Raw genomic sequence first — 14,801 nt, forward strand, 5'->3', positions numbered from 1 at the left:
ATTCACGATCCACCCCCGGCACCGGTGATGTCGAGGATCAGGTTGAGATAGCGATCCACCTGCATCGAGACTCCCGGAGGTATCAACGTGGTGGAGTCCATCTGCTCCACAATGGCGGGGCCCTCGGTCCGGAAGCCGACCGGGAGGGACGATCGGCCCCAGACAGGAGTGTCGACCTGCTTCCCTTGCTCCCGCCAGTAGACCGGACGCCGGTCGCGCACCGGGTCGACCGTCGGGACAGCCCGGACCGGCCGTGGCCGGTATTTCTCGGTGATGCCCGTGCCGACCACGTTGATACCGTGGATCTCGACCTCGCGGGGCCCCAGATCGAACGTGAACCGCTGCCGGTACGTCTTCTTGAAGAACTCGACGCTCTCCGCCAGGCCCTCTGCGGTGATGCCGGATGAGACCGGCATCGGGAACACCCGCCATTGGCCGGCGTAACACATGTCGATGCTGCGCTCCACGGACTGGCGTCCCGAGGGTATTCCCTCCCGGTCGAGGGCTGCTCGCACCCGTGAGTCCATCTCGTCGAAGCGGGCGTTCATGGCGTCGATGTCTACGGCCGCCGCCTCGCCATAGAACATGCTGGCCCCCAGATCGTGGCGGATGTCGGCCATCAGGCAACCGAGCGCCGAGGTCAGCCCCGGGCTGGGCGGGACCACCACGGTGGGGATGCGCAACTCGGCCGCAACCCGCGCTCCGTGGAAGGGCCCGGCGCCGCCGAAGGACACCAAGGCGAAGTCACGGGGGTCCAGGCCGCGGCGCAGGGTGGCCAGGCGGATTGCGTTGGCCATATTGGCCTCGGCCACCGCGATCACGGCCGCGGCCGCGGTGACCGCGTCGCTCCCCAGCCTCCGTCCGATCTTGTCGGCGATCACCTGCTCGGCGAGCTGCGGGGATATCTCCATGGCCCCACCCAGCATCGCTCCCGGTCGCAGGTTGCCCAGGACCACGTGGGCGTCGGTGCTGGTGGGCTGGTCACCTCCCTTGCCGTAGCAGGCCGGACCGGGAACTGCGCCCATGCTCTGCGGGCCGGACCGGAGTTTTCCACCCGGATCGAACCAGGCCACCGATCCCCCGCCCGCGCCCACGGTGATGATGTCGACCGCGGGGAACATGATCGGATGGCCCCATTCCACCTCCCAGGCCTGGGTGGTCCGGACCTCTCCCTCCAGGGTCACCGAGACGTCGGTGCTCGTTCCTCCGATGTCCAACCCGATGACGTTCGGAAAGCCGGCCAAGAATCCGAACTCGCGGGCCGCGATCGCGCCTGCGGAAGGGCCGGAGTTGGCGGTCCTCACCGGAACCTCGGTGGTCGCCTCCACCCCCATCAGACCTCCCGCCGACTGAACTATGAGCGCGTCGCCTCCGTAGCCTCGATCGTGAAGGCCCTGCTCCAGCGCGAGCAGGTAGTCAATCATGAGGGGGATCAGCGCGACGTTGAGGATGGTGGTGGTGAAGCGCTCGTATTCGAGGATGCGCGGAATGGTCTCGTGGGAGGTGCGCACCAGAGCCTCGGGGTGCTCCTCCAGGATGATCTCCTTCATACGCGTTTCGTTGCGGCCGTTGGCATAGGAGTGCAGGAAGCACACCGCGACCGTGCTGATTCCTCGTGCTGCCAGGATCCGGGCTGCCTTCCTGGCCTCGTCCTCGTCCAGCCGGGCGCGTATCTCCCCGGAACTGAGCGTCCTCTCGGTGACCTCCAAGCGGTCTCGGGGCTTGACGATCGAAGGCCGGGGCGATTCGTGATAGATGTCCCAGATGTCTTCCTTGGCGCCCCGGGCAGCCTGGGTCAACACCGCCGTCAGGCCCTTGGTGGTGATCATCCCGACCCGGGGCAGACGGCGCTCGATCAGCGCGTTGGTGCCGAGGGTGGTCCCGTGGGCGAAGGAGCGGATCCTGTCCCCGGTCACGCCGGCCGCGTCCATGGCGTCGAACACTCCGGTGAAGGCGACGGGTGTGGTGGGAGTCTTGACCACCTGCACCCCGCCATCCCGGCCGACCATGACCCAGTCGGTGAAGGTCCCTCCGATGTCGACGCCGATCTGCAAGCCGTCCATCACAGCCCCAGGTAGGCCCGGCGGACGAGGTCGCTCTCTAGAACCGAGCCCGTCTCCCCGCTCTCGACCACGATGCCGGACTCCATCACATAGGCCCTGCGGGCCAGTTCGAGGGCGAGAAACGCATTCTGCTCCACCAGCAACACCGTCAAGCCGGCGCGGTTGAGGTCGACGATGATCTCAGCCAGCTGGTCGACGATGATGGGCGCCAGACCTGCCGAGGGCTCGTCCAGCAACAGGAGGCGAGGAGCGGCCATCAGGGCCCGGGCGATCGCCAGCATCTGCTGCTCCCCGCCGCTCAGGGTTCCGGCGCGTTGACGGACCCGCTCGGAGAGCCGGGGGAAGTAGCCGAGGACGCGTTCCAGCCGTTCTCGATACTCTCTCTCCGCCTTGACCCGATGGGCGCCCATCTCCAGGTTCTCCAGAACGGTCATGGCCGGAAAGAGCTCCTTACCCTGCGGCACGTGACCCACTCCCAACCCGACTATCTCGTGTGGTCTCAGGTTGTCGATCCGCTCACCTGCCAGGGTGATGGTTCCGGTCTGCGGTCTCAACACCCCCGAGACTGTGAGCAGCAAGGTGGTCTTCCCGGCGCCGTTCGCTCCGATGACGGTCACCAGCTCGCCCTCGCCAAGGCTGATGGAGACGTCGAAGAGCACCTGCACCCGCCCGTAGCTCACGTTGAGGGAATCGATCTCAAGCACCGCGACGCTTCCCCAGGTATGCCGTGACCACGGCCTCGTTCTCCACTATCTCCTCCGGAGTGCCCTCGGCAATCTTCGCGCCGAAGTTGAGCACGGTAACCCGGGTGCAGATGTTGGTGATCAGGCGCATGTTGTGCTCGATCAGGAGCACCGTGACGCCTCGCCGCCGCAGCGTCCTGATCAGGTTCATGAGGTAAGCAGCCTCTTCCGGATTCAGGCCGGTGGCGGGTTCGTCCAGCAACAACATCCTGGGCTTGGCCGCCAGGGCGATGGCAATCTCCAGATAGCGATGCTCTCCCGCCGAGAGGTCGCGGGCCACCGCGTCGATGCGCCGCTCGAGACCGACGAACGCCAGGGTCTCCAGGACTCGCGCATCGAGGGCGGCATGCTGTTCCCGATGCCTGCGTGAACGGGTCAGGGCGCCGATCAGGGAGGTGGGGTTGTCGAGATGGCTCCCGTGCAGGACGTTGTCCCGCACGGTGAGGTTCTCGAACAGGGTCGTGATCTGGAAGGTCCGCACGAGCCCGCGGCCGGCGAGATCGTGTGGCGGCGAGCCGGTCACGTCTTCACCCTCGTAGGTGACCGCTCCCTCGGTGGGCTTGATGAAACCCGTGATCAGGTTGAGAGCGGTGGTCTTCCCGGAACCGTTGGGCCCGATCAGGCCCATGATCTCACCCTCTTCCACCCGCAGATCCAGGCGGTCCACGGCGCGCAGGCCCCCGAAGAGCCTGGTCAATCCGGTCGTCTCCAGAAGCGCCATCTAGCCCGCCCTGGTCCGGTCGGCCCGATCATCTGCGTCCGGCGCGTTGGCGGCTCGGTCGGAGCCCCGCCGTTCAACCACCCGCCGGATGACCCTGCGCATGGTGGGGAATACGCCGGTCGGCATGAACAAGACCACGAGCAGCAACACCACGCCAAAGATCAGGAACCGGTATTCCTGGAGGACCCGCAACCACTCGCTGACCAGCACGAATATCAACGCTCCCAGAACCGGTCCCCACAGGCTTCCCGTCCCGCCGACCAGAACGACTATCAGGAAGATGAACATGTATTGGAGACCGAGCAGGTTGGGATTCACGAACCGGAAGTGATGGGCATACAGGGCTCCGGAGAAACCCACCAGCGAACACGCGAACGCGAAGGCGATCACGTAGTACTTCGTGGCCGATACTCCCACGGAGCGGGCTAGGTCCTCATTCTCGTGGATGCTCCGCACCGCCCGCCCGAAGCGTGATCTCCGCAACCTCGACAAGACGAAGACGACCACCAGCAGCAGCAAGAGCGCGAAGTAGTAGTAGGCCAGCTCGGAGCGGATCTCCCAACCGAAGATACTCGGCGGAGGTACCTGGCGCAGGCCGGAGGGACCTCCGGTGACGGGCCTCCATCGGAGCGCCACAGTCCATGCCAGCACCCCGAAACCCAGAGTGACGATGGCCAGCTCCAGCCCGCGCGTGCGGCGCAGAGCGATGTAGCCGATCAGGAGGCCCACCAGGCCCGCGGCCACCGGCGCCGCCACGAAGCCGATCCATGGAGAGACTCCCAGGTCCAGGGCGAGCTTGGCGGACACATAGGCGCCGAAGCCCCAGAAGGCGGCGTGCCCGAACGAGAACTGGCCCATCTCGCCCATGATGTAGTCGAGGCTCAGCCCGGCCACCGCGTATATCACGATCAGGACCAGCAGGCCGCGGTTGTAGGGATTCGTGAACAGCACCAAGGGCAGCAGCAGGGCCGCGACCAGGGTCGGTGCTCCCACCCAGATGCCCGAGGACAACCTCACCTCACCTCACCTCCTCCCGAACAGGCCCTGCGGCCGCAGAAGGAGAACGATGATCATCACCACGTAGAGGTAGCCCTGGCGGTAATAGGTGGAGATGAACTGGCCGAACAACGCTTCGGTTACCCCCAGGAAGAGCCCCACCGCCACCGCGCCCGCCACGTTCCCCATCCCGGCCACGATCACGACCGCGAAACCCGTGATGAGCAGTGGTTGGCCCAGGTTGGGCGAAGCGGCCGATACCAGCACGATCAGCACGCCCGCTAGGGCGGCCAGACCGGAGGCGACTATCAGGGTCGTGTCATAGACCGCGGTTGTATTGATGCCGATCAGGCGCGCTCCCAACAGGTTCTGGCCGGTGGCCCTTGTCTTCTTGCCCAGCTTGGTGTGGGTGAGCATCAGGTAGAGCCCCAACACCGCCGTGAAGCACACGCCAACCAGCAGCATGCCGGCGGTGGTGACGTAGACACCGCCCACCTTGACGATCTCGTTGAAGGGCTCATCGACCCCCTTGGGCTCCGATCCCCATACCACCAGGCTTCCGTTGAGCAGCATGAAGCTGAGAGCCACGGTGGACAGGATCACCACCAGTTCCGAGTGGCCCAGGAAGGGACGGACCGTAACACGGTTGACCAGAAAACCGGCCAGAGCCATCAGGATGACGACCAGCGCAGCCCCGGTGAAGTAGCCGAGGCCGAGCCCGCTGGTAACGGTGAACAGCAGCATGGCGCCGAGCATGGTCAGCTCGCCGTGTGCCATGTTGATCACCCTCATCACGCCGAACACCAGGCTGAGGCCGGCGGCGAAGATCACGTAGATCGAGCCGTTGAGCAGGCCGTTCCAGAGCTGCTGGAAGACGATGTCCCAGTTCACGACCGGGATCCCGCTCGGTCGGCGGCCAACAGCCTCGATGGAGACGACCGGTTCATGGCTAGCCGTGGATCGGCACTCTGCCGTCGAAACGTATGGCCGATACCTCCTCGCTGATCCGTTCCGCGAAGGACTTGAGGACCGGACCGTACAAGCTCTCGAGTGTTGCGATGTCGGCTCTGGTTGCGAGGGTGGCCACTCCGGCCGCCCCTATGACCTCTGCCCGGTAGAAGACCGGGGCAGCTACCGACCGCAATCCGATCGTCAGCTCCTGATCGTTCAGAGCGATGCCCTTGAGCCGCACCTCTTCGAGTTCCGCCCGGTAGTCGGCCGCGCTGGTGATCGTGGTGGCGGTCCGCTTCTCGAACGTCATCTTCTCCAGCGTCGCCTCGGCATCCTGCTCCGGCATGGCGGCGAGGATGGCCTTGCCCAGAGAACTCAAATGAGCCGGGAGCCTGCTACCGACCCGGAGGTTGATGGTGATGATGTCGTCGCGGTGCCGTCGCGCCAGGTAGACAATCTCGGTGTCCTCCAGGACGCCGTAGTTGACGGCGGTCGCATCGGGCAGTTCCCGGCTCATCTGATCCAGGTGGGGGTAGATGTGGTCGACAAACTCCCGCGATTCGACCGCGGCCACTCCCAGATGCAAGACCTTCTTGGAAGGCCGGAAGAGCCGCCCGGTCCTGTGAATGTATCCCAGGTCCTCCAACGCGCCCGTCAGACGGTACACACTCGCCCGGCTGATCTGGGTCCGGTGGGCGATCTCGGCGACCGAGAGTGCAGAGTGCTTCTCGTCGAAGGCGGCCAGTATCCGGAGACCCTTCGGGAGGGACCCTCGGTCGTGGGTCGGACCCTTGGTCATGCTTGGACGGCGAGCCTATCCGGCAAGGATCTCGTCCTCCTCAACGATCACGAACACCGAATCCTGCGTCTTGGCGCCCATGAAGTTCTTCTCGTCAGCCAGTAGCCGTTCATACTCCTGGGAATCGGCGGTGGCTAGGAAATCCTCCACGCTGTCGTACCAGACCTCGGCTATCCCGTCGCAGGGCGCCTCCCGGCCCGGGACCACGAGAGGCCGGCATTGGACGTACCGGCGGACCCGGGACATGGCGAGCACCAGGGGAGCGTGGACGTTCTTCCAATGATCGTGGAATTGCTCGCTGGTGAGGTCGGGTCTCCTTGCCAGCAGGGTTACCGTCTTGATCAAGTGTTCTCCTCCTTCCGTCCGGACTCAGGAGGGTGCTGGACCGGTTTCCCGGGCCGGCACTCGATCCGGGAGCGAGCACATGAGGTAGCGTCCGCTCCCGCCTACGTCGCCCGCGTTCCCGGACCCACCCGGCGGCCGAGCCGCGGAATGATCAGCCATCGTCGCCGATCACAGCCACAGCCTCGATGTCGAACAGGGCATGGTGGATCAACTCCGCCACCACCACTGACACCCGGGCCGGCTGCTGACTCGGAAAGTACCGGTCATAGATGGGCTCGTACCGGTGGTAATGGTCATGATCGACGAGATACACCCTGGTCAGGACCACATCGGCCAGAGTGGCGCCCGCGCGTTCGAGAGCGCTCTTGAGGTTCTCCAGAGCTTGCTCCACCTGACCCTCGAGTGTGTCCGCAAGGACCCCGGTGGTCTTGTCCCATCCCAACTGCCCGGTCACCCACAGGGTGTTGCCTGCCCTGACCACATCGTTCCACCGGCTCCGGGAGCCTATGGCCTCGAAGAGCGACTCCTCGACCGGTGTGTAAGCGCGCTCCACTCTTGACCTCCCCTCGTCCTCGGACGGTGCACCGGTCCGGCCCGGTTGAACGGGCTCGGACCGATGCGCCTGAAGTTACGGAATGTCGGTTAGCCGGCGAGCGGAACGGCGTCCACGGGCAATAGAGCGCCGCCCTGCGCCTGGATGATGATCCAGTCGTCTACGAGCCGCAGTCCCTTCTCGTTGAAGCGCAGTGGCTTGCCGCGCGGAGTGGTGAAACCGTGCTCGTCGTTCATCAGCGGGGCAACCGCGGCGTAGTCCGTGGAACCGGCCGCCTCGATAGCCGCCATCAGCTGCTTGGCAGCCGTGTAGCCGAGCTCCGACCACCAGTCCGGAGCGGCGCCGAACTCGGCCTCGTACGCCTCGGAGAAGGCGGCGGCCTCCGGGATCGACTCGTCGAGAATCCACCCCGTCGAGCTGTAGACGCCTTCAGCCAGATCGCCCAGGGCCTCCACCTCGGGCGGCGTGAACACGACCTCGTTGATCATGATGTCGCCCTCGTAGCCGATCTCCCGGGCGGCCTGAACGGCGTTGACCACCACGTCCTTGCCCCAGAGTCCCAGGTACAGAAGGTCAGGCTCGTTCCCGACGCCCTTCGTCACCTCGACCCTGGCCTCGGCGGTTCCGTACGGGAAGTACACCATGCCCGTGTACTCGAAGTCGCCTGGTGCCTCCTCGGCGAAGATGCGCGTGAACTCATCGTGGGTGAGGCGCACCCAGTCGGAGTCGACGCCGACACCTTGGACCCTCTTGTAGCCCTGCTCGATCATCCAGCGGGCCAGCACCGAGAGGGCGTTGCTGTCCGATTGGCTCTGCTTGACCGGGGCCCGGATATGAACCACGCCCTCGTAGCCTTCGGCCGTAATCAACTCGGAGCCGCAGGCGGTCACCACGAGCGGGATGCCGACCTCCGCGGCCACATCCTTCATCGCCACACAAGTGGTGGCATCGTTGCCACCGGCGATTCCAGCCACTCCGTCCGCTATGGCCTTGCGCGCCGAGGCAACCGACTCGTCCGCCGAGTAGCCCTCGTCGTAGTCGACGACCTCGATCTCGCGTCCCAGTAGGCCGCCGGCCTCGTTCTGCTCCTTTACCGCCAGGTCGAAGCCGTTGCGCATGATGTCGCCCAGCCCGACCGCCACTCCGGAGTTGAACCAGATGGTTCCCAGCTTGATAGGCTCCTGCGGCTCTGGTGCCGCCGTGGTCGTCGGCGCCGCGGTCGTCGGCGCCGCGGTCGTCGCGGCCGGCTCCTCCGCGTCCTCGCCGCAGGCGGCGATCACCACCAGGACGGCCATTACCGCCAACACGCGTAGCCATGAACTGCGCTTGTTCATCTGTTGCCCTCTCCTTCCTACCCGTGCCTGCTTTGGCTCCGCTCCGGGCCCGAGCTATCTCTTCTCGTACCAGTACGCATCGAACCGAACTCCCGCTACCAGCCACGAACCCGGGACGCGCCCGCCGATGTGCCCATATACCGGAATCCCTATCCGATATGCGGACACTAGCCATGGCAGACAGACCACGGCTGAGAATCCCGGCATTAATCCTCACGCTCCGACCTCGCGAGCCTGCCGAGAGTCGGCCGGGCACGCACCTTCGTGGACGAGGTAACGGCCGGCTCGGGCATCATCACCCGGCCGGGTCTCCCTGACCTGGAGACTCCCTCAGGCTGTGTCGGCGGCGAGGCGGCGGACCCGCTCAGGGTTCAACGGCAGGCGGGTCACCTCCTCGGGACAGCCCAGGGCGTCAGCCACGGCGTTGGCGATGGCCGCCCCCACCGCCGTGATGCCCCCCTCACCCGCGCCCTTGACGCCGAGCGGGTTGAGCGGGCTGGGCGCTTCCTCGAGCAGCAGCACCTCCACTTCGGGCATCTCGGTGATGGTCGGCATCAGGTAGTCCATGAACGTGGCCGCGAGGGGCTGGCCGGACTCGTCGTAGGCGAAGTCCTCGAGCAGGGCGCCCCCGATGCCCTGGGCGGCGCCACCGGCGATCTGGCCGTTGACCAGTTCCGGGTTGACCGCCTTGCCGACCTCGTAGCACACCACGAGCCGTTCCACCTCGACCAGGCCGGAGTCGGGATCCACCCGGACGACCGCGGCGTGGACGCCGTAGGGATAGACCATGTGGTCCGCCCGGAACCAGCCCTCGGCGGTGAGGCCGGGCTCGCCGCCGGTCAGGCCGGGACGGAGCCTCTGCGCCACCTCACCCAGGGTGATGGCCGGCCCGCCCGCCGAGCCCCGGACGAACACCCGCCCGCGGTCGATGGTGAGGTCACCCGGATCCGCCTCCAGCACCGCGGCCGCCACCTCCAAGGCCTTGCGTCGCACGCGGCGGGCAGCGATCAAGGTGGCGGAGCCGGACATGACGGTGACCCGGCTGGCGAAAGCGCCCATCCCGTAGGCGAGGTCATCGGTCTGGCCGTGACGCACCCGGACCGATTCGATTCCCACACCCAGCGTGTCGGCGCACACCTGCGCGAGCACCGTCTCGACGCCCTGGCCGATCGAAGCCGCGCCGGTGATCACCAGCACGTGCCCCGCCTCGTCCACGGTGACCTTGACCCCGTCGAACGGACCCAGACCGCTCTTCTCCACGAAGAAGCCCATGCCGAGGCCCACCGACTCGCCATCCGACCGCCTCCGCGAGAGATCGGCGGTCAGAAGCTCGTAGTCCAGGTACTCGAGGGTGCGATCCAGGAGACCCGGGTAGTCGCCGGAGTCGTAGGTCAGCTCGGTACCGAGCGCGGTGATCCCCCGCTTGAAGGGCATGCGCTCCGGCAGGACCAGGTTGCGGCGGCGAACCTCGGCCGAGTCGAGACCGATCCGGTGGGCTATGACGTCGATCAGGCGCTCGCGGACGAAGGTGCTCTCGTACCGGCCGGGGGCCCGGTAGGTGCCGCACGGGGTCTTGTTGCTGAGCATCACATGGCCGCGGCTCCGGTACGCGGGCCAGGCGTACGGTCCCGGGAGCATGGAGGTGGTCAGCTCCGTGACCGTCACCTGATGGGTCCGCAGGTAGGCCCCCTGGTCCACCCAGAACTCGTCGATCACGCCCCTGATCCAGCCGTCGGGCTCCACCGCCGCCCTTATCCGGTGGACCTGATCCCGGGAGTGGTTGGCGGCCAGCATGTGCTCCCGGCGATCCTCCACCCAGCGGATGGGGCGCCCCAGGCGGAGGGCGGCCAGGCACACCAGCACGTCCTCGGGATAGAGCTCTCCCCTGATCCCGAACCCCCCTCCCACATGACCCTCCCGGAGAACGACGGCGCCGAGCGGCAGGCCGAGCATGGAGGCGATGGCGGCCCGGTTGTGGTGGGGTACCTTGGCAGCGCCGAACATCTCCAGCACCGACCTTGTCGCGTCATAGTGAGCCAGCGCTCCCCTGGTCTCCATGGGCACGCCGGAGTGCCTCCCCACCGCCAGTTCCATCTCCACCACGACCGGAGCGTCCCCGAACGCTTCCTCGAGGTCCCCGTAGGCCTTCTCCACCACCGTCGTCTCGATGGCCCCGGGCCCGGCCGCCACCGGATCCACCACCGGATCGAGTTCGTCGATACCGGCGAAGACCAGCTCGGCGGCGTCCTCGGCCAGGTAGGGGTCCTCGGCCAGCACGATCGCGACCGGCTCCCCCACGTAGCGGACGTGGTCGCCGGCGAGCATGGGTTGGCGGAACCGCTCCAGACCCTCCACCCAGGGCATACGGAAGTCGATCGGCGGCACTTCCCGGATGTCCTCCCGGGTCCAGACCGCCTCCACGCCGTCCATGGCGAGCGCCTCCGAAGTGTCGATGTCGAGCAGTCGGCCATGGGCCACGGGTGAGCGCACCACCCTCATGTGCAGCTGGTCGGGAAGGCACAGGTCGGCGGCGAACCGGGCCTTTCCTGTCAGTAGAGGTCGGTCCTCGATCCTTCTGACCGAGCTACCGACATAGCTCATGCCCGCATGACCTCGGCGGCCTGGCGCACCGACTTCAGTATGTTCTGGTACCCGGTGCAGCGGCACAGGTTGGAGGACAGCACCGCTCGCAACTCGTCCTCGTCGGGATCGGGATTCTGCTCCAGGTACCCGGCCGCCAGCATCAGGAACCCCGGAGTGCAGAAGCCGCACTGGAGCCCGTGGTTGTCCCAGAAGGCCTGCTGGATCGGATGGAGCCGGTCGCCGTCGGCCAGGTCCTCCACAGTGCGGAGGTCCATGCCCTCGCACTGGACGGCGAACATCAGGCAGGCCCGGACCGGTTGGCCGTCGGCCAGGATCGTGCAGGCGCCGCACACGCCGTGCTCGCATCCCAGGTGGGTTCCGGTGAGGCCGCAATCGTCTCGGAGGGTGTCGGCCAGCGTGCGCCGGGGCTCCACCCGGACGCGGTAGGGCCGGCCGTTGACCGCCAGGGTGACGTCGACCTTGGTTCGCTCGCTCATGCGGGAATCCTCTCGCTCTCGCTTACCAGCCTACGCAGCCGGGACGGGGTCGCGGGCACTTCGGCGATCTCGACCCCGAGGGGACGGAGCGCATCGGCGACCGCGTTGATGACGGCGGCCGGGGCGCCGATGGTGCCCCCCTCTCCCAGGCCCTTGGCGCCCGTGATGGTGGCTTCGGAGATGGTCTCGAGGTGGTGAATCTCGATGGTGGGAACCTCGGCCAGAGTGGGAGGCAGGAAGTCCATGAGCGAGGTGGTGAGGATGTTGCCATCTCGGTCGTAGAGGATCTCCTCGTACAGGGCGCCGGCGATGCCCTGGGTGACTCCACCGTGGAGCTGCCCGTCCACGATCATCGGGTTGATGAGGCGCCCGGCGTCCTCCACCACCACGAACCGGTCCACGCGCACCCCGCCCGTCTCCGGATCCACCTCCACCGTCGCGACATGGCAGGCGTTGGAGAAGGTCCCGGCCGGATCGTAGGTGGCCGTAGCGGTGAGGCCCGGGTCCATGCCGGCGGCCAGGCGGTGGCTGGAGTGGTAGGCGAGGCGGGCGAGCTCCGCCACCTCGATCCCGGCATCCGTACCCGCCACGGTCGCCCGGCCGGCCATGATGACGATGTCCTCCGGCGCCGCCTCCAACTCCGCGGATGCGATGGCGGCCAGCTTGGCCCGTAGACGGTCGGACGCCAGGCGGGCCGCTCCCCCGGCAATGACCAGTGACCGGCTGGCGAACGTACCCCAGCCGTACGGCGTGCGGTCGGTGTCGCCGTGAACGATCCGGACCCGAGCCGGCTCCACACCCAGTCGGTCACCGATCAACTGGGCGAGGGTGGTCTCCAGACCCTGGCCGTGCGGCGAGGCCCCTAGCCGGGCCTCTACGTTGCCGGACGGGTCCATGGCCAGGTCCACGGTCTCGTATCCGGGCGTCACGTCCATGCTCCGGGCAGCGAAGGCCGATGTCCCGTAGCCGGTGCGCTCCGAGAACACGGAGAGGCCGATCCCGAGGTAGCGGCCCTCAGCTCGGGCCGCTGCCTGGCTGCGCCGGAAGTCCTCCAGGCCGATCGCCTCGACGGCCCGGTCCAGGGACTCCACGTAGGAACCCTCGTCGTACACCAGGCCGGTGGCCGAGGTGTACGGGAACTCCGATATCAGGTTGCGGCGGCGAACCTCGGCAGGCTCGATCCGGAAGCGGACCGCCGCCAGGTCCATGAGGCGCTCCATGGCCAGGGTGATCACCGGTCTCGACACCCCGCGGTAGGGCGCCATGGGACAGGTGTTGGTGGTGACGCCCCGGGACCGGACCCGGTAGGTACGGAAGTCGTAGGGCCCCGGGAACTCGGCCAGCGCCATCAGCGGCTCCACCCCGCAGGTCACCGGGTAGCAGGAGTAGGCGCCGATGTTGCACAGCAGGTCGGCATCCACCGCCAGCAACCGGGCGTCGGCGTCGAAGGCGCCCCGTACCCGGTAGTGGTGGTCGCGGCTGTGGAAGGAGGACATCAGGTTCTCGCGCCGATCCTCCACCCACGACACCGTGGTACGGAGCCGTCTCGCCACCCAGGCCGTCACCACGTCCTCGGGCGCCAGGCAGAACTTCTGCCCGAACGCTCCTCCCACATCGGGGACCACCACCCTCAGGTCCGACTCGGGCATGCCGAGCAGGTCCGCCAGGACGGTGCGGACCACGTGAGGCGACTGGACGGAAGCCGTGAGGGTGGTCCGCCCTGAGCGCGGGTCGTACGCGGCGACGGAGCCTCGAGCCTCCAGAGGGAGGGCGTTCTGGCGCCGGGAGCGCAGATCGAAGTCCACCACCACCGCGGCGGCGGAGAAGACCTCGTCCACCCGCTCGGTCTCGAAGCGGGCGTCGACAACCACGTTGTCCTCCAAGTGGTCGTGAACAGCCGGCGCGCCGGGGCGGATGGCTTCGGGGGCGCTGACCACCCGGTCCGTAGGCTCGATGTCCACGAAGACCTGCTCTGCGGCATCCTCCGCCTCCTCGGGCGTGCCCGCCACCACCACAGCCACGGGCTCACCCACGAAGCGGACCTTGCGGGAAGCCAGCACCGGCTGCTCGATGGGGCGGAAGTCCGGACGGTGAAGCAGCGGCCGGATGGGACGCACCTCCCTCAGGTCCTCGGCGGTGAAGGCAGTGATCCCCTCGGGTGCCTCGATGGAGACGATCCGGCCGTGGGCGACCGGGCTACGGACAAACCTCAGGAAGGAGGCATCCCCGGTGAGGTCGGCTACGAACCGGCCCTCGCCGGTGAGCAGGGGCGGATCCTCGAAGCGCGGGAGCGGCTGCCCGATCCACGGGATCACGCGGCGATCGCCTGCTCAAGAGCTCGTCGGGTCAGGGCGCGCACCAGGTCCCGCCGGTAACCGGCGGACCCGTGGATGTCGCCGATAGCGTCGATCTCGAGAGCGGCGATCTCGGCGGCGGCGCGGAATGACTCCTCTGTAGCAGGCTGGCCCTCCAGTGCCTGCTCAGCCTCGCCGGCCCGGAGCGGGCGATCGCTCACGCCACCGAGCGCGATCCGGGCGTTCGCGACCCGCCCGTCATCGGACTCGAAGGCCACTGCGGCCATGGTCAGGGCGAAATCGCCGGCCCGGCGGCTGAACTGCTGGAACCCCACCCGGGTGTCCGGGGAGAGTTTGGGAAGGCGAGCCTCCACCAAGAGCTCCTCTGGTTCGAGAGCGGTGGTGAACACCGTCTGGAAGAAGCCCCCCGCCGGGATGTCACGACCGCCGGACGGGCTTCGGGTCGACAGCTCCGCATCCAGGAGCAGGGCGATCACACACCACTCGGCGGCCGGGTCGGCATGAGCCAGGCTGCCCCCGAACGTGCCCCTGATCCTTATCGGTAGGTGGCCGACGTGGTGGGCGGCCATGGTCAGGAGACGGCCGGTGGGGCCTTCCGTGACCGGTCGCTCGAAGGTCACGTGGCGGACCATCGCTCCGATCCGGAGGGTGTCGCCGTCCTCCTCGAGATAGTCGAGCTCGTCCAGCGGGTTGATGTCGACCAGGACCGCGGGGCGGGCCAGGCGGAAGTTCATGGCCGGCACCAGGCTCTGGCCGCCGGCCAGCACCTTGGCCTCGTAGCCGTACTCGCCGAGGTGGGTTACCGCTTCGGCCACGGATCGGGCCTGGTGGTAGTCGAAGGGAGCGGGCTTCATGAGGGCCGGAGTGTAGTATCCGGGCGCCAACCCGAGGCCTTTACCGT

Annotated in this window: 13 protein-coding genes; all 13 read right to left on the reverse strand. The window is 67.3% G+C overall.

Translation table 11 applies throughout. The features are described from left to right. Nucleotides 1-2: 2 nt before the first annotated feature. Nucleotides 3-2,063, reverse strand: a complete 2,061-nt coding sequence (locus OXK16_09165; protein ID MDE0376117.1) for a hydantoinase/oxoprolinase family protein — start codon at nt 2,061-2,063, stop codon at nt 3-5. Continuing rightward, nucleotides 2,063-2,767 (reverse strand): ABC transporter ATP-binding protein, encoded by a 705-nt coding sequence (locus tag OXK16_09170; GenBank protein MDE0376118.1) that lies wholly within the window; start codon nt 2,765-2,767, stop codon nt 2,063-2,065. Before OXK16_09170 ends, OXK16_09165 begins: the two co-directional genes overlap by 1 nt. Next, nucleotides 2,760-3,527 (reverse strand): ABC transporter ATP-binding protein, encoded by a 768-nt coding sequence (locus tag OXK16_09175; GenBank protein MDE0376119.1) that lies wholly within the window; start codon nt 3,525-3,527, stop codon nt 2,760-2,762. Before OXK16_09175 ends, OXK16_09170 begins: the two co-directional genes overlap by 8 nt. Continuing rightward, on the reverse strand, nt 3,528-4,544 hold the full coding sequence (locus OXK16_09180) for a branched-chain amino acid ABC transporter permease (GenBank protein ID MDE0376120.1): 1,017 nt from the start codon (nt 4,542-4,544) through the stop codon (nt 3,528-3,530). Nucleotides 4,545-4,550: 6 nt separating this feature from the next. Beyond that, nucleotides 4,551-5,414 (reverse strand): branched-chain amino acid ABC transporter permease, encoded by an 864-nt coding sequence (locus OXK16_09185; GenBank protein ID MDE0376121.1) that lies wholly within the window; start codon nt 5,412-5,414, stop codon nt 4,551-4,553. Nucleotides 5,415-5,472: 58 nt separating this feature from the next. Further along, nucleotides 5,473-6,273 carry a helix-turn-helix domain-containing protein gene (locus OXK16_09190; GenBank protein ID MDE0376122.1) on the reverse strand — a complete coding sequence of 267 codons (801 nt, stop codon included), beginning with the start codon at nt 6,271-6,273 and terminating at the stop codon, nt 5,473-5,475. 15 nt (nt 6,274-6,288) lie between these two features. Continuing rightward, a complete protein-coding gene (locus OXK16_09195; protein ID MDE0376123.1) occupies nt 6,289-6,618 on the reverse strand; it encodes an EthD domain-containing protein in 330 nt (109 codons plus the stop codon). A gap of 151 nt (nt 6,619-6,769) precedes the next feature. Further along, on the reverse strand, nt 6,770-7,171 hold the full coding sequence (locus tag OXK16_09200) for a RidA family protein (GenBank protein ID MDE0376124.1): 402 nt from the start codon (nt 7,169-7,171) through the stop codon (nt 6,770-6,772). An 89-nt stretch (nt 7,172-7,260) separates the two neighbouring features. After that, nucleotides 7,261-8,505, reverse strand: coding sequence for an ABC transporter substrate-binding protein (locus OXK16_09205; protein ID MDE0376125.1), 1,245 nt, complete (start codon nt 8,503-8,505; stop codon nt 7,261-7,263). Nucleotides 8,506-8,835: 330 nt separating this feature from the next. Next, nucleotides 8,836-11,106, reverse strand: coding sequence for a xanthine dehydrogenase family protein molybdopterin-binding subunit (locus tag OXK16_09210; GenBank protein ID MDE0376126.1), 2,271 nt, complete (start codon nt 11,104-11,106; stop codon nt 8,836-8,838). Further along, nucleotides 11,103-11,585 carry a (2Fe-2S)-binding protein gene (locus tag OXK16_09215; protein ID MDE0376127.1) on the reverse strand — a complete coding sequence of 161 codons (483 nt, stop codon included), beginning with the start codon at nt 11,583-11,585 and terminating at the stop codon, nt 11,103-11,105. The genes OXK16_09210 and OXK16_09215 overlap by 4 nt, the downstream gene beginning before the upstream one ends. Then, entirely contained in the window at nt 11,582-13,900 is a 2,319-nt protein-coding gene (locus OXK16_09220) for a xanthine dehydrogenase family protein molybdopterin-binding subunit (GenBank protein MDE0376128.1), read from the reverse strand. The genes OXK16_09215 and OXK16_09220 overlap by 4 nt, the downstream gene beginning before the upstream one ends. Beyond that, on the reverse strand, nt 13,897-14,754 hold the full coding sequence (locus tag OXK16_09225) for a xanthine dehydrogenase family protein subunit M (GenBank protein MDE0376129.1): 858 nt from the start codon (nt 14,752-14,754) through the stop codon (nt 13,897-13,899). Before OXK16_09225 ends, OXK16_09220 begins: the two co-directional genes overlap by 4 nt. Between the last annotated feature and the right edge of the window lie 47 nt (nt 14,755-14,801).

It is taken from the genome of bacterium, assembly GCA_028821235.1.
Classification (GTDB): domain Bacteria; phylum Actinomycetota; class Acidimicrobiia; order Spongiisociales; family Spongiisociaceae; genus Spongiisocius.